Below are 21,919 nucleotides of genomic sequence, written 5' to 3'. Positions count from 1 at the left end.
CCATCGGAGAGAATGACCATGGCACGCTGGCTGAAACGCGGCGACAAGACCAACGAGAAACCCGCTGTCCTGACGCAGGTGCGCGAAACGGTGGAGCGGGCGTTGGCGGACATATCGGTGCGCGGCGATGATGCCGTGCGGGAGATGTCGGGCAAGTTCGACGGCTGGGCGCCGGAGAGCTTTCGGCTGTCGGACCGCGAGAAGCAGGATTGCCTTGACCAACTGTCCGCGCAGGACCTGAAGGACATCGAATTTGCGCAGACGCAGGTGCGCAACTTCGCCCGCATCCAGCGGGACAGCATGAAGGATGTCGAGGTGGAGACGCTGCCCGGCGTCGTGCTGGGCCATCGCAACGTGCCCGTCAATGCGGCCGGATGCTATGTGCCGGGCGGCAAATATCCGCTGCTGGCCTCCGCCCATATGTCGGTCATCACAGCGAAGGTCGCCGGTGTGCCCCGCGTCGTGACCTGTGCGCCGCCCTTCCAGGGCAAGCCTGCGCCTGCGATCGTGGCGGCGCAGGTGCTGGCCGGGGCGGATGAAATCTATGTGCTGGGCGGCATTCAGGCGGTCGGCGCGATGGCGCTGGGCACTGCGTCGATCGCGCCGGTCGACATGCTGGTGGGGCCGGGCAACGCCTTCGTCGCGGAGGCCAAGCGTCAGCTTTATGGCAAGGTCGGCATCGATCTGTTCGCCGGTCCTACCGAAACGCTGGTGATCGCGGACGAGATTGGCTGCGACGGCGAACTGGCGGCCACCGACCTGCTGGGGCAGGCCGAACATGGGCCGGACAGCCCGGCGATCCTGCTGACCACGTCGGAGGCGCTGGCGCGTGAAACGATGCGCCAGATCGAGCGATTGCTGACCATATTGCCGACCGCCGCCCATGCCGGGCGTGCCTGGGCCGATTATGGCGAAGTGATCGTGGCGCAGGATGATGCGGAAATGGTGCGGATCGCCGACGAAATCGCGTCGGAGCATGTGCAGGTGATGACCGCCGACCCCGATTATTTCCTGAACAACATGACCAACTATGGCGCGCTGTTTCTGGGGGCGCGGACCAATGTCAGCTATGGGGACAAGGTGATCGGCACCAACCATACGCTGCCGACCGGCAAGGCCGCGCGCTATACCGGTGGGCTGTGGGTTGGCAAGTTCCTGAAGACCTGCACCTATCAGAAGGTGATGACCGATGAAGCGAGTGCCCTGGTGGGTGAATATTGTTCGCGCCTGTGCGGGCTGGAGGGCTTTGCCGGTCATGGCGAGCAGGCCAATATCCGCGTGCGCCGCTATGGCGGGGTCGATGTGCCCTATGCCGGGACCGCTGCGCCATCGGCGTTGACGGCGGTCGATGCCTGACCCGCTGCCCCGCACGCCAGCCTTCCGGCTGGAGGGGCGACGCGCGCTGGTGACGGGTGCGGGCAAGGGCATAGGCCTTGCCTGCGCGGCGGCGTTGGCACAGGCCGGGGCGGAGGTGATGCTGGCTGCGCGCACGCTAACGGATGTGGAAGCCGGGGCGGCGGCGATATGGGACATGGGTGGACGGGCGCAGGCCTTGCGGCTGGACGTTGCCGATATCGATGCGGCGCAGGCCGCGATCGCGGCCGAAGGGCCATTCGACATCCTCGTCAACAATGCCGGCACCAACCGGCCGATGCCGATGCACCAGGCGACACCGGCGGATTATGACGCGGTGATGGACCTGAATGTCCGCGCCGCCTTCTTCGTGGCGCAGGCGGTGGCGCGCGGGTTGATCGCCGCCAGGCGGCCGGGGTCGCTGATCCATATCGGATCGCAAATGGGGCATGTGGGCGGCGTCAACCGATCGCTCTACTGTGCCTCCAAATGGGCGATCGAAGGCATGTCCAAATCCTTTGCGCTGGATCTGGCCGGTCATGGCATAAGGTCGAACACGATCGCGCCGACCTTCATCGAAACGCCGATGACCCGGCCCTTTTTTGAGGATCCGGCGTTCCGTGACCGCGTGCTGGCGCGGATCAAACTCGGCCGGATCGGCCGGGTCGAGGACATTATGGGCGCGGTGGTCTTCCTCGCTTCGGAGGCTTCTGCGCTTGTCACCGGGACCAGCATCATGGTCGATGGCGGATGGACGGCGGATTAGCCGGACCGGCGCTTAACTTCGCATATGTCCCGCCAGATGCGACATTTTCTGTCCAAGCCCTGATCCTATCGGAAAGTCGCGTTCGACCGCTGAGATGGTTCTTCTTGTCTCATGGCCGGGGAGAATAGGACAGAGAGGGTGGATTGCCGCCATTCCCCTCCCGCCTGCGGGAGGGGCAGCGAGACTTGCGCGCGTAGCGCGTTAGTCGCAGCGGGGTGGGCTGTAGCTACGTCCAGCCCACCCCCTAACCCCCTCCCGTAAACGGGAGAGGGAATATGCCCGCATCTGGTCCAGACTGTGTGAAAACGCGGCAGATGTGGTACTATGATCCAACGGTTTGGAGGATCACATGGGTCGCTTCATTGCGGGTGCGGATCGCACCCAGACGACGCTGTTTCCGCCTTGCATGGACGATTGGATCGACGAGGAAAATCCGGTTCGGGTGGTCGATGCGTTCGTAGACGCATTGGATCTTTCGGGGCTTGGATTTGAGGGTGTCGCACCGGCATCGACCGGCCGCCCGTCCTATCATCCATCGGTGCTGCTGAAGCTCTACATTTACGGGTATCTGAACCGCGTCCAGTCGAGCCGGCGCCTGGAGCGGGAGGCCGGTCGCAACGTCGAACTGATGTGGCTGTTGGGTTGCCTTGCGCCCGATCACAAGACGATCGCGGACTTCCGGCGCGACAATGGCGTTGCGATCAAACAGGTCTGTAGCCGCTTCGTCATGCTGTGCCGGGAGATGGACCTGCTCGCTGGTCGGAGCGTCGCCATCGACGGCAGCAAATTCAAAGCGGTCAATAATCGCGACCGCAACTTCACCAAAGCCAAGCTCCAGCGCCGACGGCAACAGATCGAGGAAAGTGTCGCGCGGTATCTCTCGCAGTTCGACACGGCCGATCGCCAGGAGCCGACCGAGGTGCTGGCCGCCAAGACCGACCGGCTCAAAGAGAAGATAGCCAGGCTCGGTGACGAGATGAGGCGTCTGGACGCATTGGAAACGCAGATGCTGTCTTCGCCGGACCAGCAAATCTCGCTGACCGATCCCGATGCGCGATCCATGTCGTCGAGCGGGCGCGGGACAGGCGTGGTCGGCTACAATGTCCAGGTGGCGGTCGATACGGACAACCATATCATCGTCACGCACGAGGTGACGAACGTCGGAACCGATCGGGCTCAGCTCAGCGGCATGGCAACGAAGGCCAAGGCCGTTTTGGGCGCAGAGCAACTCGATGTGGTGGCCGATCGCGGCTACTTCTCCGGCGAACAGATACTGGCCAGCGAGCAGGCCGGGGTAACCGTCACACTGCCAAAGCCGTTGACCTCACAAGCCAAGGCCGCTGGCCGCTTTGGAAAGCAGGACTTCGTCTATATCCCCGATCAGGACACGTATCGCTGCCCAGCCGGCGAGGTGCTGAAATACCGCTACACTACCGTGGAAGCAGGTCTGACGGTAAGCCGATATTGGACGAGCGCCTGCCCCAGATGCCCCATCAAGGCGCGTTGCACACCGGCCCCGGAACGCAGGGTCACGCGGTGGGAGCATGAGCACATACTAGAGGCCATGCAGTGCTGCCTGGATGCAGATCCGAACGCCATGCGGGTGCGGCGCCAAACCGTCGAGCATCCCTTCGGCACCCTCAAAGCCCGAATGGGCGCCACGCACTTCCTCATGAAAACCAAGCGACACGTCTCAACCGAGATGGCACTCCATGTTCTTGCCTATAACCTCACCCGTGTGCTCAGCATCCTGGGAACCCGGAAAATGCTGGCCGCCATTGCCACATAAGGGAGCGTGTTGCTCGACCCGGCTTGCACATCTTCCCCCACATGCCTTCGATCACCGCGCGCCGTTTTTACACAGCCTGGGTCGCTTCCAGACCGTCTGACTATCTTCACGCCACCTAGAGGATGCGCGGTACGTCGACCATCTCGGTGACGCTTTGCGCCGCCGCGCTCTCCCAGCCCAGCCCGTCGTCCCAGTCCTTGGCCACGAAGCGACGGCCGGTCCATGCCACGGATTCGTCGGCGGCCAGCCACAAGGCGGGCGGTACGATGATGTCGGCGGGCAGCAGCCCGGCCAGCGTGCCTTCGCTGCCGCCGCCGCTATTCTTTCCAGCGCGGAAGCCGGGGATGGCGCGCTGGCCGATATTGTCGCCGGGGATCAGGGCCGTGTCGCTGGCGCCGCCGGGTAGCAGGCCGTTGACGGTGACGCCGCTGCCGGCCAGGTCGCGCGCCCAGATCGCCGTGCTGGCCTCCAGCGCGGCCTTGCTGGCGCCATAGGGGCCCCGCCCGCTGACGGTCATGGTCGGGCCGGATGTCAGCATGTTGATGATCCGGCCAAAGCCCTGCTGCACCATGGCCGGGGCCAGACACTGCGCCATCAGGAAAGGCCCGACGATGTTGGTAACGATCAGCCGCTCATAGCCGGCCGTGTCCGCTTCCCAGAAGGGCGTGGGGTCGGCGCGATCGAACCGGGTCATCGCTTCGGCCGGACTGCGCGCGGCATTGTTGAGCAGCACGTCGATCCCGCCCAATCGGCCCCGCGCCATGCTGGCGATGCGGGTGCAATCCGCCTCCAGCGCGACATCGGCCAATTCCCCGATACAGCATCCCGGCGCGATCGCATTGGCGTCCGCCACGGTCTGGCCCAGTTCGTCGCCATTGCGAGCGGCGGTGAGTAGCAGCCGGGCGCCCTGTTGCGCGAAGGCCAGCGCCATTTCCCGGCCGAAGCCACGCCCGCCACCGGTGATGAGGATGCGGCGACCCTGTAGGGAGGGATAGAGAGCCATCGGGTCAGATCCTGATGAAGGGATGGGCGGTGTCGTTGAGCGGTTCGCACCCGTCCTGGGTAATGAGCCAGAGATCCTCCAGATGCACGGTCCCGCCCATGTCGGTCTGCATGATCGGGCAATCGACGCTGAGGATCATATCCTGTTCGATCAGATGGTCGGCCTTCACGAAATGGAGCGCATCGCCCTCATAGGCTTCGTCGGTATGGAACAGGCCGACGCTGTGGGGCGAGGAGGGCGTCGCCATGTCGAAGCCGGCGGCGGCAATGGCACCGCGTCCCGCCGCCATGACATCCGAATAGCGGATGCCTGGCCGCAGCGTGCGCGCCACCGCATCATTGGCGATCTGCGCGGCCTCCATCGCGTCCCTGAGCGCCTGTCCCGGTTCGCCCACACAAACGGTGCGGCCATAATCGCCATGGTAGAAGCCATAATGGCTAACGGCATCGACCTGAAAGGCGCGACCTTCGCGGATCAGGCCGTCGCGCTGGCGATAGGCGATATTGTCGACCGACAGGAACAGCGGCATGCCGCCACGTCGGCCGGTTTCGGCGTGGAAGGCGAGGCGGAGGTCTTCATAGCTGTCGCCTTCGCGCATCGAGAGGACACTGGCGCGGGCGGCTTCCGCATTGTTGCGCGCGGCGTGGCGCATCAGCGCGATTTCATGCGCAGACTTGATCATCCGCACCCGGCGCAGCAGCGATTCGGCGGTGCGCCAGACGAAATTGTCGCCCAGCAGGCTTTGGGGCAGCGGACCATCGACCGCGATCAGGCTGTCGGGTGCGATGGTGGCCAGTGCATCGCCCAATGCGTTCCGCTGGCCGGAATAAGCAGGGGTTCGGTCCAGCAGGTCCAGGGTCGAAGCGCGGGTCGCCCGTTCGAACGGGTCGGGCGCACTGCCGGGGGCCGAGCGGAAGAAGCTGGGCGGGGCGGCCGCGCCCTCCGGCTCGCTGCCGGGCGCGGTATAGAGGAACATCCGCAGCGGACCGTCCGCATCGGCCGCGTCCATGTCGAAGAAATAATGGATGAACTGCGAGGTGATCAGGATCGCCGGGCTGTTGCGATCGACCGGCACCACCGCCAGCGCCGTACCCAATTGCCCCATGGCGACGGTTTGCGGCCAGAAGCCGGTGGCGTGATAGATGTTGATCGGATCGGTCAGGACGAAGGCGCTGACGCCGGCCGCTGCCATCACGGTTTCGGCGCGATCGCGGTTCATCAGGGGTGTTGGCAGACTCATGGTGCAGCCTCCTTGGCGCAACGACGGACCGTTGCTGGGGTGAGGCAGGGCTAGGCAGGGTGCGGCGTGGCGCAAATGCGGGCAGGTGATTTCATCGCCTGGTGAAAAAAATGCAGGATTTGCCTGTCCCGCCCGAAGCCGAATCGGCACCCATGGTGCACGGCAATGGACGGCCGGCATGTCAGGATGAAGACAGCCGGCTGGCCTTAGACGGAATGATCGGCTCGCGCGACGGACGGCTTTTGCAGCCGGCGTCGGGAAAAGGCGGGACGACGATAAGAATGCCCGGCACAAGCAGGGCAGAGACGGGGAAACGGGATCGCATAATGACCGATATTGTCGTGACGAGTCTGATCAATGGTTCGCCGGTGGCGAATGCGGGCGGTCACCTGATGCCGGTCATCAATCCCGCGACCGAGGAACTGGTGTGCCAGTTGCGCGAGGCCGATGTGCAGGAAGTGGGCGATGCGGTCGCTGCGGCGCGTTCTGCCTTCCCGTCCTGGGCGGCGATGGGCACCGACCGGCGCAACGATATTCTCTATGCCATCTGCGACACGCTGACCGCCCATGCCGATGAGCTGGCGGAGATGGAGGTGCGCACCACCGGCCTGCCGATTAGTGGCGTGCGTCCGCTGGCACGCCGTGCCGCGCATAATTTCCGCGCCTTTGCTGAAGTGGCCAGTACCCTGTCGGGCGAAAGCTATTCGCAGGCCGAAAATTACATGACCTATGTGACGCGCGAGCCGAAGGGCGTTGGCGCGCTGATCGCGCCATGGAATGCACCGCTGGCGCTGGGATCGATGCGGATCGCCACCTGCATCGCCTTTGGCAATACATGCGTGCTCAAGCCGTCCGAATATACGCCGCTGTCGATGTTCCGCATGGTCGAACTGATGCATGAGGCGGGGCTGCCCGACGGCGTGGTCAATCTGGTCAACGGCCGCGGGCATGTGAGCGGCGAGGCGATGGTGTCGCATCCCGACATCGACATGATCGGCTTTACCGGCGGATCGGAAACGGGGCGGCGCATCATGGCGACGGCGGGGCGCAACCTGAAGCCGGCTATCCTGGAACTGGGCGGCAAGTCGGCGGCGATCGTGTGCGCCGACGCCGATCTCGATCAGGCGCTCGATGGCGCGTTGCTGGGCATCTATTCCAACAATGGCCAGCAATGCCTGGCGGGGTCGCGCATCCTGGTGCAGCGGTCGATCGCGGACCGGTTCATCGCCGATTTCGTGGCGCGGGCGAAGGCGATCCGCATCGGCGATCCGATGGCGGCGAGCACGCAGATCGGCCCGCTTGCCTTTGCCGCGCATCGCGACCGGGTGCTGTCCTTCGTGGACGTCGCGACGCAGGATGGGGCGGAACTGCTGACCGGTGGCGGCCGGCCGGATGGTTTCGACCAGGGCTTCTATATCGATCCGATCGCGGTGCTGGCGCCGTCCAATGCGGCGCGCATCTGTCAGGAGGAGGTGTTCGGTCCCTTCGCCACCTTCGTCATCTTTGACGAGGTGGAGGATGCCATCCGCATCGCCAATGACAGCGCCTTTGGTCTGGTCGCCTATGTATGGACCGGCTGTGTGACGACGGCGATGCGGTGCAGCAAGGGCATTCGCGCGGGCACCATATGGATCAACACGCCGATGATGCGCGAATTGCGTGCGCCCTTTGGCGGGTTCCGGGAATCGGGCATCGGCCGTGACGGCGCCCGGTCCAGCGCCGATTTCTTCACCGAGATGAAGACCACGAGCATTCCGATCGAGCCGCTGACGCTCAATCGGCTGGGCATCTGAATTCAGGGTCAAAAGGCCCGGATTCCAACAGATAAAAAAGGTTCGCAGGACAAATTCGAAAAGCTGTTGTTTTGGATGGGCAACATATTGCCCGGAAAGGGGTAGTCATGCGCAAATCATACAGGTTTGGACTTCTTGCCAGTTGCATCCTTCCATTCGCGGCGCACGCGCAGGAAGCGCCGCAGCCGCAGGATAGCGGCATCGGCAGCGACATTGTCGTCACCGCGGAACGCCGCGAAGGATCGCTCCAGACTACGCCGATTTCGGTCAGCGCGCTCGGCGAAACGGCGCTCCAGCAATTGCAGATCAACCGTACCGCAGACCTGATGCGCGTCGTCCCCAGTCTGGTCGTGGCGTCCGGTACGGTGGACCCGACGACGCTGACCATCTTCATGCGCGGCGCGGGGCAGAATGGCGGCACCTGGCTGGGCTTTGAATCGGCGGTCGGCCTCTATGTGGACGACACCTATTTCTCGCGCCTGACCGGCGCCAATCTGGACCTGGCCGATCTGGAGCGGGTCGAGGTGCTGCGCGGGCCGCAGGGTACGCTCTATGGCCGCAACACATTGGTCGGCGCGATCAAATATGTCACCAAAAAGCCCAGCGACACCGCCTTTGGCGATTTTCTGGGCGAATATGGCAGCGACAATCTGGTGCGGCTGAAGGGCACCGTGTCGCAGCCGCTGTCCGATAATTGGGCGGCGCTGGTCACGGGCAATTATTTCCACCGCGACGGCTTCTTCAACGCAGAGGCGCTGGGCGACAAGAAATATGGCGACCGCGACGAATATGGCGGCCGGGCGGCGATCAAATATATCGGCGACGGGCCGTTTGGCGTCTATCTGACCGGGTTCTTCTCGCATTCCGAAAATGCCGGCACGATCGGCGTAGCGGTGAACCCGACGACGCTGCAAAATGCACGCGAGGACATTTATACCTATCTCAGTCCGACGCGCGGCTTTGGCAAGAATTTCACCTATGGCGGCGACCTGACGCTCAGCTGGCAGGGCGAGAATGTCGAACTGAAATCGATCACCGCCTATCTGCGCGGGCATCAGGAATTCGTGAACGACCTGACCGGCGGGCGGCCGGGCAATTCGGCTGAAAATGGCTATCTGATCGGGTTCAACGAACTGACGTCGGATTCCAAATATCGCACCTTCAGCCAGGAATTTCAGGCCATTGGCGATGCGATGGACGGCAAGCTCAGCTATATTGGCGGCCTATACTATTTCCGCGAGTCCGGCTGGCAGATGCGGCAGGACTATGTCCTCTACACCTATGATACGCTGCCGCAGATGGTCTATCCCACGACCAAAAGCTACGCCGCCTATGGCCAGCTGACCTACAAGATTACCGACGCGATCGATCTGGTGGGCGGCCTGCGCTATACCAAGGAGGACAAGAATGTGTCCGGCGTGACGCAGGCGTCGTTGACCGACATACGGCTCGTGCCAGTGGGCGGTAAGCTCAAGGCCAAGGCGTGGACGCCCAAGGCCGGGATCAATGTCCGGGCCAGCGACGATGTGTTCCTCTATGCCAGTGCATCGCGCGGCTTCCAGGGCGGCGGGTTCAACTATCTGGCGCTGGCCGCGCCGCTGGCGTTCAATACCAGCTTCGACCCCGAAACGGTGTGGGCTTATGAAGTCGGCGCGAAACTGTCCTTCTGGGACAAGAAGGGCCATCTGAACCTCGCGGCCTATCGCAATGATTTCTCCGATATCCTGACCAGCATGACCGTGCCCACCGGCTCCAGCCTGACGCAGAATGCGGGCGAAGCGCGGGTCGAGGGCATCGAATGGGAAGCCAATATCCGCCCAATCCCGGAACTGACCCTGTTCGCGTCGGGCGCTTATAGCCATGGCAAATATACCGCTATCAATCCCAATTCGGACCCGGCCAAGGCAGGGGCGAAGTACATCCCCAACGTCGCCAAATGGCAATATGATATCGGCTTCAACGGCAATATCCCGTCGGGCGCGATGGGCACGTTCCTGATCGGCGGCGATGTCAGCTATATCAGCCCGCGCTATCTGGGCGGGACCAACGCGCCGATGACGCTGCTGGACAAGCGCCATGTCGTGAACGCCTTTGTCGGTTGGCAGCCGGAAGGATCGCGGCTGGAAGTGAAGCTGTCGGCGGAGAATCTGCTGAAGGAAGAATATTATGTGTACGGCAACGTCATCGGCGGGGCCTATGCGATGCGATCGCCAGGCGATCCGCAGACATTCCGGCTTAGCGTGAAATATAGCTATTGATCGTTTCCTCGGGGGAGCGGGGCAGGCGCCTCGCTCCCCTTTTTGTTTTGATGTACGGGAGATGCAGGTTGCACGCGCCATTGTCGCTCGGAGAAGGGCTTAGCCCGTGGCAGGAATTGCGGCGGGGGTGGAAGCCGCTGGTGGCGTGCAGCGTGGGTATTGGCCTGGGCCTGTCGCCGATCCCGCCCTTTACCGCCGGCATCTTCGCGACCGCGCTCAACGCGCAGTTCGGATGGCCGCGCGGCGAGATATTGGCCGCGATCATTCTGGTGACGATCGGGCTGGTGCTGCTGGGATCGAGCGTGGGGCGGCTGGTCGACCGGGTGGGCGCGCGGCGCGTGGCGATCGGGTCGACCATCTGCCTTGGCCTGTGCCTGATGGCGCTGGGTGCGGTTGGCCCCAATATTCTGAGTTTCTACGCGGTATGGGCGATGATGGCGGTGTTCGCGCTGGGCACGTTGCCCGTCACCTATGCCAAGGTCGTGACCGGCTGGTTCGACCGGGCGCGGGGGGTGGCGCTGGGGCTGGCGCTGGCCAGTACGGGCGTGACCGGGGCGCTTTATCCCTTCTATATCCACTTTCTGATGGACCGTTTCGGCTGGCGCATCGCCTATGTCGGCGTGGGCCTGTTGCCGCTGCTGATCGCACTGCCGATCCTGCTGCTGTGGCTGCGGGAATGCGCCGCGCCGGGCGAGGCCGCAACCGCCGAGGCGGCGGTAGCGACGGACGGGCTGACGGTGCGCGCTGCGCTGCGCCGCTATCGTTTCTGGGCGAGCGCGCTGGCGGCGATGGCGCTGGGCGCGGGGACCGGCGGGCTGATGCCCAATCTGATGCCGATGCTGACCGAAAACGGGTTGAGCGCGGGTGACGCTGCGCGCGCGCTGGCGTTGCTGGCGGTCAGCGTCACCATCGGGCGGTTGCTGTCGGGCTTCATGCTTGACCGGATCTGGGCGCCGCTGGTGGCGGTGCTGCTGGTCGTGCCGGCGGCGATCGGCGTGCTGACGCTGACCATGCCAGGGCTGGGCCTGACGAGCGCGATGATCGCGGTGGGCATTATCGGGCTGGTAGCCGGGGCCGAGTTCGACCTGATCGCCTATATCACCGGCCGCTATTTCGGGCAGCGGCATTTCAGCGAACTTTATGGCATTCAATATGCCGTGTTCGGCCTGGGATCGGGCACCGCGCCGGCGCTGTACGGCACCATTCGCGACATGACGGGCAGTTATCTGCCCGCCCTGTTCCTGTCGGTCGGGCTGTTGCTGGGGGCTGTGGCGCTGCTGCTGACGCTGGGGCGTTATCCGGCGGATAGCGGCGTTAGCGAATAAGCCGCGAGATCGTCGCCGCCTTGTCAGCGACCGCCGGGCTGCATTCGACCAACTGCCCGTTCGCCATGCCATCGGCATAGCTAAGCTGGTCGGCGATCGCGCCCGCATTGCCCTGCGCCGCCAGCAGAGATGTGGGCACGGTGACGGCGGCCAGCCGGGCGCGTCCGGGATAGGTGAAGGCGGCGCGATAGCTTTTATGATAGGTGCGCAGCGCTTTGAGCACTTCCACCGCCCGCATATGCAGTTCGTCCGCGTCGGGCACCGCGCGGCTCATGGTGCGATGGGCGGGATCGCGCAGGAAATAGGGGAAATGGGTCGCCTGATCCCGCACGAAGTTGAACGCCCAGAGCAGTTGATAGCCATAATCATGCGGGGCCATTTCCGGCGCATAGCGGTCGAGCAACAGGGCCTGTAGCTGTGCATCAAATTCGCCCATCCCCTCCAGGATCAACTGGCCGATCCGGTCGGGCGCCATCACCGCCATCTCGCACGCCATGCGCGCGCCGGTGAGCGCGCCGAACAGGTGGAAGCGGGTGATTCCCAGTGCATCGAGTGCGCGCAGCGCGGCGTCGGCGAAATAAGCGATGTCCGGGGTGTCGGGAACCGGCGCTGCGCTGTCGCCATTGCCCAGCGTGTCGAGCGCGATTAGCGGCGATGCGCCCGCTGCAACCAGGGCCTCCATCAGCGGGACAAGCTGGATCGAGGAGCCGGGCGAAGGGTGAAGCAGCACCAGTGGCGGCCGGCTATCTCCTGATCCGGTGGTTCGCCGCAGATGCATCTGTCCTTCCGCGATGCGCACGAAGCCGCGTTCAATCTCCATCCTGTCCGGTCCTTCTTCAGCCATGACCGGATCATCGCCCGGACTGGCGCGGCAACAATGGGGCGGCGGACTTTTTCCGTCAGGCGACGAAGCTGGAGATCGCAGCGGGCACAGGCGATCGGCATGGCAAGATGGCCGGGCATCTTATGGGTAGGAGCAAGGGCATGACTTTCCATCGCACCTATGTCGACGGGCGCTGGGGGCAGGTGCATGTCCGGATGGCGCCGGGACCGCAGGATGTGCCACCGCTGCTGATGCTGCACCAGACGCCCAAGAGCGGTTGGATCTGGGAGCCGCTGTTCGCGCGGCTGGCGCAGGGACGCACGCTGATCGCGCCGGATACGCCGGGCTATGGCGCGTCCGATGGTCCGGGCGAGCCGGTGAGCATCGAGGATTATGCGGCCGAGATGCTGGCCCTGATGGATCGGCTGGCGGAGCAGGGCGTCATCGCGGGCGGGGCGTTTGATGCGATCGGCTATCATACCGGATCGCTGATCGCGACGGCGACGGCCAACATGGCGGTCGATCGGGTAAGGCGGCTGGTGTTGGTGTCGCTGGGCGCGCTGACGCTGGAGGAGAAAGCCGGCTGGCTGGCGAAGATGCCGCCGGAGCCTGTTCTGCATGCCGACGGATCGCATCTGATCGCGATGTGGCGGATGATCGACGGCTTTACCGATCCGCGCGCGTCGCTGCGCTGGAAGCAGGATTCGCTGACCGAAAATCTGCGCAGCGGCGCGGGTTTCTATGATGGCTATCGCGCGGTTGCGGCGCATGACTTCTTCGCCGGACTGGCGCAGCTGGCGCAACCTACGCTGGTCCTGAACCCCGAAGATGATCTGTGGCACGAGACGCATCGTGCCGCAGCCTATGTGCCACAGGGGCGGATGGTGGAACTGCCCGGTGCGGGCCATGGCCTGTTTGCCATCGAAACCGATACTATCTGCGATCTGGTGGAGGCGCATCTGGCATGAGAGTGCGAGACGACATGGCGGCTGGACCACCTTCGCGCGTTTCCTGTTCGGGAAACGAAGAAAGAAGCCGGCATTCTTGCAGCGTCGGTCAAGTCTCTAGGATCGGTAGGGAGCCGCTGACAAAATGAGTCACCATGTCCATTTCGCTGCATATCAATAGCGCGGTCCGGCAGGTCGATGCCGATGCGGATTGCCCGTTGCTGTGGGTGCTGCGCGACGATCTGGGGCTGACGGGCACCAAATATGGGTGCGGCATCGCCCAGTGTGGGGCCTGCACCGTGCATCTGGACGGCCAGCCCGTGCGGTCCTGCTCCATTGCGGCCGGGGATGTGGGCGATGCGGAAATCGTGACGATCGAGCATGTGGCCGGGGCCGAGGCGCAGGCGGTGCGCGACGCATGGATCGCGCATAATGTCCCGCAATGCGGCTATTGCCAGTCGGGACAGGTGATGACGGCGGTCGCCCTGTTGCGCGAAACGCCGCACCCGGATGACGCAGCGATCGATGCGGCGATGGCGGGCAATATCTGCCGCTGTGCCACCTACTATCGCATTCGCGGCGCCATCCATGCCGCAGCGGAGGGCTTGCCCACGGAACAGGTGCGATGAAGTGGCTGGGCGCCGCCGCCGCCTGTCTGGCACTGGCCATGGCGGGCGGCGGCCAGTCGCGCGAACAGGATGGACTGCGCACGGCCGAAGACTTTGCCGGCATCCGCGATCGGCAGGCGCGCTCGCTCGCCTTGTTTGCGGAAGCGGGCAAGGTGATCCGCAGTCCGCGTTGCCTCAATTGCCATCCGGTCGGCGATCGCCCGACCCAGACCGACGCGATGATCCCGCACATGCCCGCCGTGACGCGTGGGCCGGACGGCATGGGGGCGGTGGCGATGCGCTGCACCAACTGCCATCGGGGCGGGAATTTCGCGGCCTCGCGCGTGCCGGGCGATCCGGCTTGGCATCTGGCGCCAGTCGAGATGGGCTGGCAGGGGAAGTCGCTGGGTGCCATTTGTCGCCAGATTCGCGATCCGGCGCGCAATGGCGGCCGATCGCTGGCGCAGATTGTCGATCACATGGCGACCGATCATCTGGTCGGCTGGGCATGGCGTCCGGGGGCGGGGCGCAGTCCCGCGCCGGGGACACAGGCAGGCTTTGGTCGTCTGATTGCGGCATGGGTTGCCAGCGGGGCCGCCTGCCCGATGGCCTGATCCATCCATTGTTCCGGCAAGGCTGCACGAGTCGGCGCCGATGCCGATTCTTCCGATCATCGCCAATGCTGCGTAGTTTCCCGGACTGGACAGGAAAAGCGGCGAAATCCGTGCATTTCCTTCGCTTCACAGCGCTGGGCTGACCAATGAGCCGGAGGATAAAATTCGTGGCGCGAACATTTTCGACCTATCGGATCGACCATGGCCTGCTTTGTCAGCAGCCTGCGATCGCACCGGTTCGGCGAAAGTCGTGCGATTGCATAACGGCATGAATGAAGGGCATTAAAAACCGTCATGTCGATAATAAATCATCATATTATAAAATAAAATAGAATGAAGTGACGCAGGCAGGATCGAAATTATGAGACATGAAATGGATTATATAGTTCATTTCATTTGGGGGTAAGCGATGATTATCAGGCAGCGTAAATCACTATTCATGGGGTCGGCAATGATGTTGCCGATCCTTTCGATGATGCCCGCCACGGCCCATGCCGCCGATGCGGGTGCACCCGCCGCGGCCGATCAGGCCGGGAGCGCGACCAGCGGCACGGAGGGCGCCGTTGGCGAAATCCTGGTGACGGCGCGCAAGCGCAAGGAAAGTGCGCTGGATGTGCCGGTCGCGCTCAACGCCTATTCCGCCGAGACGCTGACCGCCCGCAACGTCCAGACAGTCGAGGAACTGACCGCGATCACGCCGGGCATGAACCTCAACAATTCGATCACCGGCTCCGCCCGGTCGGACCGCAGCCAGACGGCGCTGATCATTCGCGGCATGGCGCCCAGTCGCGGCAACCGCACCAGCTCTACCTTCATCAACGGCGTCGCGGTGTCCGACGGCACCGTCACCGGCATTTTCGACATTGCCAGCGCCGAAATCCTCAAAGGTCCGCAGAGCGCCTATTTCGGTCGCCAGACCTTTGCCGGTGCGATCAATTTCGTGACGGCCGAACCCACCGATGAATGGCAGGGCTCGTTCAGCGCGCTGGGCGGATCGCGCAGCTATGTCGACCTGCGCGGCGCCGTGGGTGGCCCGATCATTCCGGGCATCCTGTCCTTCCGCGCGTCCGGCCGCTATTTCAGCCGCGACGGATCGTGGAAGAACGCAGCCGAGCCAGGCAACACGCTGGGCGACCAGTCGACGCGCAGCGGCACGCTGGCACTCAAATTCACGCCGACCGACAATCTGACCGTCAAGCTGCTGGGCATGGTTGCCAACGACGATGACGGCGCGGGCGCGACCGGCGTGATCCTGCCGTCGCAATCCAACTGCGTCATCAACGGCAATCCCTATTTCTGCGGCACGTTGCCCGCCCTGGCTGCCGGCCAGCCCAGCGCGCGGACGGAAGTGACACCGGGCGTTGCCGCAATGTTCGACGAATATTCGCCGCTATTCTCGAAGGACGAGAATATCGATCATTTCGGCATGAAGCGCGACAGCAACCATTTCAGCGCCACGGTCGACTATGAAACCGACGGCGGCGTCACTCTCTCCAGCCTGACCGGCGTCAACCGCACCAGCTGGACCGTGCTCTACAACCTCAACGGCCGCGCGTCGCCCTATCTCAACACCTATACGACCGGGCCGGAAGCGCTGGAATATACCGACTGGCCCTTGATGATCCAGCATGAGCAGAAGGATTTCAGTCAGGAATTCCGCGTCTCCTCACCGCAGGACGGGCCGTTCCGCTGGATGTTCGGCGGCAGCTATCTGTGGGCCAAGGGCTATGAAAGCTATGCCCAGCTCTATTTCTTCAGCGGCCTTTCCTCCGCCTTCTCCTCGATCAACGAGAATAAGACATGGGGCGGCTTTGTGGGCCTGTCCTACGACCTGTCGGACCAGTTCACGATCAACTTCGACGGTCGCTACCAGTCGGACAAGATCATCAGCTACACGGCCGCTGGCGATGTCGGCTATCAGAAGACCTACAAGGATTTTATGCCCCGCATCACGGCGCAATATAAGCCCAACCGCGACATGATGTTCTATGCCACCTATTCGCGTGGCGTGAATCCGGGGCTTGGCATCGATCCGCTGCTTTCGGTCCCGACGGAATATCAGTCCGCATTGGAAGCCCAGGGCGTAACCCATGGCGTGAAGCCTGAAATTCTCGACAATTTCGAGGCGGGCGTGAAGGGTAGCCTGTTCGACAATCGCCTGACGATTTCGGCCGATATCTATTATGATATCTGGAAGGACAAGATCGTCGAGCAGACGCTGCTGCTGCAACGTGAAAATGACACGCCACTGTTCGTGTCCGTCTTTACCAATCTGGGCAAGGTCGCGCTCAAGGGCTTTGAACTCGACATGACCGCGCGGCCGGTGGACGATCTGACGCTGACACTCGCTGGCGCGATCAATGACAGCGAAATCAAGAGCGGCGTCTGTTCGACCTGCTCCACCTTGTCAGGCAACAGCGATGTCCGGGGCAACCGCCTGCCCTTCACGTCCAAATATTCGGTCGATGCAAGCGGCGAATATTCGCACGACATCGCCGCGCTGGACGGGTTCAAGGGCTATGTCCGGTCGGAATTCACCTGGAAGTCGGGCGTGTATGAAAGCGAAGGCAACTACGCCAAGACGAAGGCGGCGACCAACGTCAACTTCCGGCTGGGCGTGCGGTCGAAGACGATCAATGTCGAAGGTTTCGTGACCAATGCCTTCAACAACAAGACCTATACCAGCGTTCAGCCCAACTGGGACATCAGCAACCCGGTGGAGGATTTTGGCGCGCACAAGACCATGTATGTGGGCCTGCCGCAGCTGCGCACCTGGGGCCTGCGGGTCGGTTACAACTTCTGACGGGGAGCACCGGTCCGGTCGCTGCAAAGGCGCCCGGACCGGATATGTCGCATTCTGGCCGCGCGGGTGAAGACCTGCGCGGCCATTTTTGCGTTTATACAGGGTGGTAGGGGAAGCGGACGGCCGGGGGGGCGCCCATGCGCTCCAGCGCGTTGATGACCGCCGCGCCGGCCAGCACCGATCCGGGTTCGCCGATGCCGGTCGGGGCGGCCGCGCTGTCGAGGATGGCGATATCGATCCGACGTGGCATGGCATCCATGCGCAGCACCGGATAGCGGTCGAAATTGCGTTCGACCACCGCGCCCTTGTCGATCGTCAGCGCGCTGTGAAAGCTGTTGGACAGGGCAAAGCCGATGCCGCCTTCGACCTGCGAGCGGATGATGTCGGGATTGACGGCAAAGCCGACATCGACGGCGCAGGCTACCCGCTCCACCCGGAAATCGGCGGGCGAGCCGGAAACTTCCACAATCTGCGCGACATAGCTTTCGTCCGCTTTGTGCACGGCGACACCGCGCATCCGGCCGTCGGCAGGCGGTGTGTTCCAGCCGATCATCTCTGCTGCACGCGCCAGCACTGCCGCCTGCCGGGGGTCGCCCTGCAACAGGGCGAGGCGAAAGGCGACCGGATCGGCCCCGGCGGCGCGGGCCAGGCGATCGACGAAAATCTCCTTCGCCACGCACATATGATTGTTGCTGATGCCGCGGAAGGTTTCGACCGGAATGTCGAGCTTGGGCCGCCACCAGGCCAGTTCCCCGGCGGCAAAGCCATACAGGTCGAAGGCATTGCCCAGCAGTACGCTGGACCTATGAAGATCGGGCAGGACGTCGATCAGATGGGCGAACACGCCTTCGCCCGCCGCATGATGAGCGATGGCGGTCGGCCGCCCCTGCGCATCCAGCGCGCCGCGCAGATGATGGCGCACCTGCGGGCGATAGCGCAGCCCGGCCATGTCATCCTCGCGCGTGCGCATCAGCTTGATCGCCCAGCGCCCGCCGGTGGCGCGCAGCAGATGGGCGATTTCCACCACCCAGTCGGAATCGGACGCCGCGCGCCGACCGAAGCTGCCGCCCGCCGCGATACTGTCCAGCGCGACGGATTCGATGGGCAGATCGAGTATCTTGGCGACGGCCGCCTGATTGGCGGTTTGCGACTGGAAGCCGCCGCGCAACAGGCAGCGCGCGCCCTCCATCCGCCCCATCACGCAGAGCGGCTCCATCGGCGCATGGGCGAGATAGGGAAATTCGAAGCTGGCCTCCACGCTCTGCGCGGCGTTGGCGAAGGCCTGATCGGGGTCGCCGCGCTGCTGGCGGTGATCGGGCGCGCGCTCTGCCATCATGGCTGCCAGACCCTGCATGAACGGGTCCGACCCGGTGATGCTGGCGGCGCTTTCGTCCCAGACGATGTGCAGTGCCTTGCGCGCCTTCATTGCCTGCCATGTGGTGTCGGCCACCACCGCCACGCCGGTCGGGATGGCGACGACGGCGCGGACGCCGGGTAGGGCGCTGGCCGCCGTCCCGTCGAAACTTTGCAGCCGTGCGCCGACGCGGGGAGCGCGGGCGACCAGTGCGACCTTGAGGTCGGGCCAGCCGCCATCGATCGCATAGCGCTGCGCGCCGGTGGATTTGGCGGCGGCGTCCAGCTGGCGCAGCGCCTGTTTGCCGAGCAGGCGATAGGCGCTGCGCGGCTTGGGTGTGGCCTTGGGTGCGGGCAGGCGGCCGGCGGCTGCGGCGAAGACGCCAAAGCTCCCCTGCCGGTCGCCTGACGAGAGCAGGCCCTTGTCTATCGCGATGCTGTCGACCGGCACGGCCCATGCGCTTGCGGCGGCCTGCACCAGCATCCGCCGGGCGACAGCGCCAGCTTCGCGCAACTGGTCCCAGCTATTGGCGATGGAGGTGGAGCCGCCGGTCGTCTGCGCGCCGAACATGGTGTGGGCATAATCGGGCATGCGCGCCGGCGCGCCCTCCACCCGCACCTTGTCCCAATCGGCATCCAGTTCCTCCGCGACGATGGAGGCAAGGCCGCTCCATATGCCCTGCCCCATGTCCAGATGCTTGGCATAGACGGTGACGATGCCGTCGCCGTCGATTGACAGGAAGGGGCGGACGAGGCCGACGGCGGAGGTGTCAGCTTTTGCGGGCGCAAGGCCCAGCATCAGCCCGCCGGCCGACAGGGCCACGAAGCTGCGGCGGTCGATATCGGAAGGAATGCCGCCGCCGCGCGGCATCAGGCGAGAAAGGCGGCGACCGCCGCGACCCAGGCTTCGGGCTGCTGGTCGACAATGTCGACGCCGCCGCCCTCCAGTGCGACGAAGGCCATGTCCGGGCGCAGCGCATGGGCGCGGCGGGCATGGTCGTAAATCTGGTCGCCGGTGTTGGTCAGGATCAAGGTCGGGCACTCAAGACGCGGCAGGCTGTCTTCATGGCGATAGCCAAAGCCGGCATTATGGCCATACCAGAAGGGGGCCTGTGCGCCCAGCGCCTGTATGAGGAAGCTGTTGATCCGCTCGATCGGCAGGGTACCGGCGACAAGCCGTTCGCGCACTTGCGCAAAAGCGACGAAATGGCCCGCGCCCGGCTGGGGCAGCCATTGCTTTTCGCGCGGCAGCTTTTCGGTGAAGAAGGCGTCGCGTTCCGCATCGGTCAGCGGCATGGGGCCGTTCAGTATCAGTCGGTCGACGGTGACGGCGCCGGACAGGGCGACTTCCGTGCCGACCATCGACCCGGTATGATGGCCGATGATGCTGACGCTGTTCAGCCTCAGTGCGTCCAGCGCAGCAAGGACGCCGGTCGCCAGATCCTCCACGCTGGGCGGGAAGGGCGGGCAATCGGACCCGCCAAAGCCCGGCATGTCGATGGCGACGACATCATAACCACGGGCCGCCAGCAGCGGATGGACGGCGTCGAACTGTCGTCCATCCATCCCCGCCTGATGCAGCAGCAGGACCGGGCGGCCGCTGCCCATGCGGCGATAGTGAATCTGGCCCCATGGCCCGTCGACATAGGCGCGGCGCGGTGTCGCTGGCAGGGCAGGGGTGGCGGTCAAGCCAGCACCTCCCGTCCCAGACGCAGGCCGAAGGTCACGGCGGAAGAGACGATGCCCCCGCTCAGGAAACCATGGCCCAGGAACCCGATGCCGATGGCTTCGCCGGCGGCGAACAGGCCAGCGATCGGCTTGCCCTGCGGATCGACCACGCGCAGATCATGGTCGACGCGGATGCCGGGATAGCAGCAGATGGAAAAGCCATAATGGCGCACGGCATAGAACGGCCCTTCCGCGATCGGCGCCGGCATATGATGGCGCCGCAACATGTCGCTGCCCACCGCCTGTCCGCGATTGTAGAGATCAACCGTCGCCGTCAGCCTGTCTGCGGGCAGGCCGCATCCTTCGGCCAGTGCTGCAATGCTGTCGGCGCGGACATAATCCTCGTCCGGGCCGTCGAACAATTGCGCAAGCTGCTCCGGCTCGAATTTGAAGAGCTGCGGCGATTCCCGCCGCGCCTTTTCGTCATAGATGACCCAGAAGGTCCAGCCGGGCTGTCGCATGATGGCCCGTTCTCGCGCGTCGATGATCTCTTCATCCTCCGGCATGAAGCGTTCGCCATCGGCGTTGACGTAGATTTCCCACGGCGGGCGCAGGATCGGGTTGATGACGGTGTTCATCCATGCCGATGCCGGCGCGCCCAGATTGCGCGTGCCGCCGAAGGAGGGGAGCAACGTGTCGCGATACCAGATGTCGCCGCCCGCCGCTGTCGCCAGATCGATGCCGTCGCCGACCACCGTGTCGATATGATAGCGCAGCGGGGTGATGCCATGGATTTTCTGCCAATGGTCTGCGCTGCCGCTGAAGCCGCCGGTGGTCAGGATCACGGCGCGCGCATCAAGGCGTATTTCGTCCTCGCCGCGTGTCGCGATCACGCCGCTGGCGACGCCGTCGTTCACGATTACCTCCCGTACCCGCGTACCCAGGAACAGCGTGAGATTGCCCGTATCCGCCAGTTGCGCCAGAGCGTTGCGATAGGCGTGGATCAGCGAGAAACCCTGCTGCGTGCTGCGATAGGTGCGCGGCGTGGTGTAGAGATCATGTTCCGGGGCGAAGACCGGCTCGAACGGGGTGCAGGTCCAGCCCTTGTCCAGCAGCCAGTCGATGGTGTCGGCCGCGCGGTCGATCCAGGCGCGTAGCAGCACATGGTCGCCGGTGCCATGGTTGATCCGCAGCGCGTCGGCGAAATGGGCGTCGGTGCTATCCTCCACCCCGGCCGCCTGCTGCATCGGCGTGCCCGCCGCGCTGATCGACCCCCCCGACAGGACCAGCGTACCGCCAATATCCTGCGCCGCCTCCACCAGTGCGACGCGCAGACCGCGCTCGGCCGCAGCGACCGCAGCCGGAACCCCGGCGGTTCCCGCACCCACCACAATGACATCGAAAGTCTGGCTCACTCGCTACTCCGCTTGGCTGATCGGGACAGGACGTCATCTTGTCGAGGACAGCCTATCCCCGCGAGTGGACAGACATCAATGTTCGTCACGCGAACAAGATGGCGCGGAGCGAGCCCCATGGCGGCGCGTTCATGCGAGAGCGGCTGAGACGATGCGCCAGA

At 64.3% G+C, this 21,919-nt stretch carries 16 protein-coding genes; 10 read left to right on the top strand and 6 right to left on the bottom strand.

The genetic code is table 11. The features are described 5' to 3' along the window. Positions 1 to 18: 18 nt before the first annotated feature. The 3 genes from hisD to BMY84_RS24085 all read left to right on the top strand — a co-directional run bounded on the left by hisD (position 19) and on the right by BMY84_RS24085 (position 3,908). Positions 19 to 1,356, top strand: coding sequence for a histidinol dehydrogenase (hisD, locus tag BMY84_RS24095; RefSeq protein ID WP_093087237.1), 1,338 nt, complete (start codon positions 19 to 21; stop codon positions 1,354 to 1,356). Continuing rightward, positions 1,349 to 2,119 carry an SDR family NAD(P)-dependent oxidoreductase gene (locus BMY84_RS24090; RefSeq protein ID WP_093087235.1) on the top strand — a complete coding sequence of 257 codons (771 nt, stop codon included), beginning with the start codon at positions 1,349 to 1,351 and terminating at the stop codon, positions 2,117 to 2,119. Before hisD ends, BMY84_RS24090 begins: the two co-directional genes overlap by 8 nt. Positions 2,120 to 2,468: 349 nt before the next feature. Then, positions 2,469 to 3,908 (top strand): IS1182 family transposase, encoded by a 1,440-nt coding sequence (locus BMY84_RS24085; RefSeq protein WP_093087233.1) that lies wholly within the window; start codon positions 2,469 to 2,471, stop codon positions 3,906 to 3,908. A gap of 115 nt (positions 3,909 to 4,023) precedes the next feature. Here BMY84_RS24085 and BMY84_RS24080 read toward each other — a convergent pair whose 3' ends face one another. Together BMY84_RS24080 and BMY84_RS24075 are read right to left on the bottom strand one after the other, a co-directional pair. Beyond that, positions 4,024 to 4,911: an SDR family NAD(P)-dependent oxidoreductase gene (locus BMY84_RS24080; RefSeq protein WP_093087230.1), complete on the bottom strand. Its 888-nt coding sequence runs from the start codon at positions 4,909 to 4,911 to the stop codon at positions 4,024 to 4,026. Between the two features lie 4 nt (positions 4,912 to 4,915). Continuing rightward, positions 4,916 to 6,151: a M24 family metallopeptidase gene (locus BMY84_RS24075; RefSeq protein WP_177204170.1), complete on the bottom strand. Its 1,236-nt coding sequence runs from the start codon at positions 6,149 to 6,151 to the stop codon at positions 4,916 to 4,918. 326 nt (positions 6,152 to 6,477) lie between these two features. Between BMY84_RS24075 and BMY84_RS24070 the strand changes: the two genes are divergently transcribed. From BMY84_RS24070 to BMY84_RS24060, 3 genes are all read left to right on the top strand, one after another. Next, positions 6,478 to 7,944 carry an aldehyde dehydrogenase gene (locus BMY84_RS24070; protein ID WP_093087226.1) on the top strand — a complete coding sequence of 489 codons (1,467 nt, stop codon included), beginning with the start codon at positions 6,478 to 6,480 and terminating at the stop codon, positions 7,942 to 7,944. 107 nt (positions 7,945 to 8,051) lie between these two features. Next, positions 8,052 to 10,202 carry a TonB-dependent receptor gene (locus tag BMY84_RS24065; RefSeq protein ID WP_093087224.1) on the top strand — a complete coding sequence of 717 codons (2,151 nt, stop codon included), beginning with the start codon at positions 8,052 to 8,054 and terminating at the stop codon, positions 10,200 to 10,202. Between the two features lie 68 nt (positions 10,203 to 10,270). Further along, positions 10,271 to 11,527, top strand: coding sequence for an MFS transporter (locus tag BMY84_RS24060; RefSeq protein WP_177204169.1), 1,257 nt, complete (start codon positions 10,271 to 10,273; stop codon positions 11,525 to 11,527). Here BMY84_RS24060 and BMY84_RS24055 read toward each other — a convergent pair. Further along, on the bottom strand, positions 11,517 to 12,371 hold the full coding sequence (locus tag BMY84_RS24055; RefSeq protein WP_093087220.1) for an alpha/beta fold hydrolase: 855 nt from the start codon (positions 12,369 to 12,371) through the stop codon (positions 11,517 to 11,519). The two genes, BMY84_RS24060 and BMY84_RS24055, sit on opposite strands and share 11 nt — an antisense overlap. Positions 12,372 to 12,511: 140 nt before the next feature. On the opposite strand from BMY84_RS24055, the gene BMY84_RS24050 reads away from it, so the two are divergent. The 4 genes from BMY84_RS24050 (at position 12,512) to BMY84_RS24035 (ending at position 17,322) form a co-directional block, all read left to right on the top strand. After that, positions 12,512 to 13,318: an alpha/beta fold hydrolase gene (locus BMY84_RS24050; RefSeq protein WP_177204168.1), complete on the top strand. Its 807-nt coding sequence runs from the start codon at positions 12,512 to 12,514 to the stop codon at positions 13,316 to 13,318. A 134-nt stretch (positions 13,319 to 13,452) separates the two neighbouring features. Beyond that, entirely contained in the window at positions 13,453 to 13,926 is a 474-nt protein-coding gene (locus BMY84_RS24045) for a (2Fe-2S)-binding protein (protein WP_093087216.1), read from the top strand. Continuing rightward, entirely contained in the window at positions 13,923 to 14,519 is a 597-nt protein-coding gene (locus tag BMY84_RS24040; RefSeq protein ID WP_093087214.1) for an Isoquinoline 1-oxidoreductase subunit, read from the top strand. Before BMY84_RS24045 ends, BMY84_RS24040 begins: the two co-directional genes overlap by 4 nt. Before the next feature lie 451 nt (positions 14,520 to 14,970). Continuing rightward, the gene (locus BMY84_RS24035) at positions 14,971 to 17,322 is read left to right on the top strand and encodes a TonB-dependent receptor (protein WP_177204167.1); all 2,352 of its coding nucleotides are present in this window, start codon (positions 14,971 to 14,973) and stop codon (positions 17,320 to 17,322) included. A 94-nt stretch (positions 17,323 to 17,416) separates the two neighbouring features. Here BMY84_RS24035 and BMY84_RS24030 read toward each other — a convergent pair whose 3' ends face one another. From BMY84_RS24030 to BMY84_RS24020, 3 genes are read right to left on the bottom strand one after another with little or no spacing between them, the layout of a single operon-like run. Beyond that, a complete protein-coding gene (locus tag BMY84_RS24030; protein WP_093087211.1) occupies positions 17,417 to 19,546 on the bottom strand; it encodes a xanthine dehydrogenase family protein molybdopterin-binding subunit in 2,130 nt (709 codons plus the stop codon). Continuing rightward, positions 19,546 to 20,364: an alpha/beta fold hydrolase gene (locus tag BMY84_RS24025; protein WP_143075146.1), complete on the bottom strand. Its 819-nt coding sequence runs from the start codon at positions 20,362 to 20,364 to the stop codon at positions 19,546 to 19,548. Before BMY84_RS24025 ends, BMY84_RS24030 begins: the two co-directional genes overlap by 1 nt. Then, complete coding sequence (locus tag BMY84_RS24020) at positions 20,361 to 21,758, bottom strand: FAD-dependent oxidoreductase (RefSeq protein ID WP_093087207.1); 1,398 nt, start codon at positions 21,756 to 21,758, stop codon at positions 20,361 to 20,363. The genes BMY84_RS24025 and BMY84_RS24020 overlap by 4 nt, the downstream gene beginning before the upstream one ends. Positions 21,759 to 21,919: the final 161 nt, after the last annotated feature.

It is taken from the genome of Sphingobium sp. AP50 (assembly GCF_900109095.1).
In the GTDB taxonomy this organism is placed as follows: Bacteria; Pseudomonadota; Alphaproteobacteria; order Sphingomonadales; family Sphingomonadaceae; genus Sphingobium.
Note: the sequence above shows the minus strand (reverse complement) of the source record. Positions and strands in the feature narration are given on the sequence as shown.

What these genes read in the sequence shown, in the direction of transcription:
- hisD (WP_093087237.1), top strand. Translation starts at nt 19, where the DNA reads ATGGCACGCTGGCTGAAACGCGGCGACAAGACCAACGAGAAACCCGCT.
- BMY84_RS24090 (WP_093087235.1), top strand. Translation starts at nt 1,349, where the DNA reads ATGCCTGACCCGCTGCCCCGCACGCCAGCCTTCCGGCTGGAGGGGCGA.
- BMY84_RS24085 (WP_093087233.1), top strand. Translation starts at nt 2,469, where the DNA reads ATGGGTCGCTTCATTGCGGGTGCGGATCGCACCCAGACGACGCTGTTT.
- BMY84_RS24080 (WP_093087230.1), bottom strand. Translation starts at nt 4,911, where the DNA reads ATGGCTCTCTATCCCTCCCTACAGGGTCGCCGCATCCTCATCACCGGT.
- BMY84_RS24075 (WP_177204170.1), bottom strand. Translation starts at nt 6,151, where the DNA reads ATGAGTCTGCCAACACCCCTGATGAACCGCGATCGCGCCGAAACCGTG.
- BMY84_RS24070 (WP_093087226.1), top strand. Translation starts at nt 6,478, where the DNA reads ATGACCGATATTGTCGTGACGAGTCTGATCAATGGTTCGCCGGTGGCG.
- BMY84_RS24065 (WP_093087224.1), top strand. Translation starts at nt 8,052, where the DNA reads ATGCGCAAATCATACAGGTTTGGACTTCTTGCCAGTTGCATCCTTCCA.
- BMY84_RS24055 (WP_093087220.1), bottom strand. Translation starts at nt 12,371, where the DNA reads ATGGCTGAAGAAGGACCGGACAGGATGGAGATTGAACGCGGCTTCGTG.
- BMY84_RS24050 (WP_177204168.1), top strand. Translation starts at nt 12,512, where the DNA reads ATGACTTTCCATCGCACCTATGTCGACGGGCGCTGGGGGCAGGTGCAT.
- BMY84_RS24045 (WP_093087216.1), top strand. Translation starts at nt 13,453, where the DNA reads ATGTCCATTTCGCTGCATATCAATAGCGCGGTCCGGCAGGTCGATGCC.
- BMY84_RS24040 (WP_093087214.1), top strand. Translation starts at nt 13,923, where the DNA reads ATGAAGTGGCTGGGCGCCGCCGCCGCCTGTCTGGCACTGGCCATGGCG.
- BMY84_RS24035 (WP_177204167.1), top strand. Translation starts at nt 14,971, where the DNA reads ATGATGTTGCCGATCCTTTCGATGATGCCCGCCACGGCCCATGCCGCC.
- BMY84_RS24030 (WP_093087211.1), bottom strand. Translation starts at nt 19,546, where the DNA reads ATGCCGCGCGGCGGCGGCATTCCTTCCGATATCGACCGCCGCAGCTTC.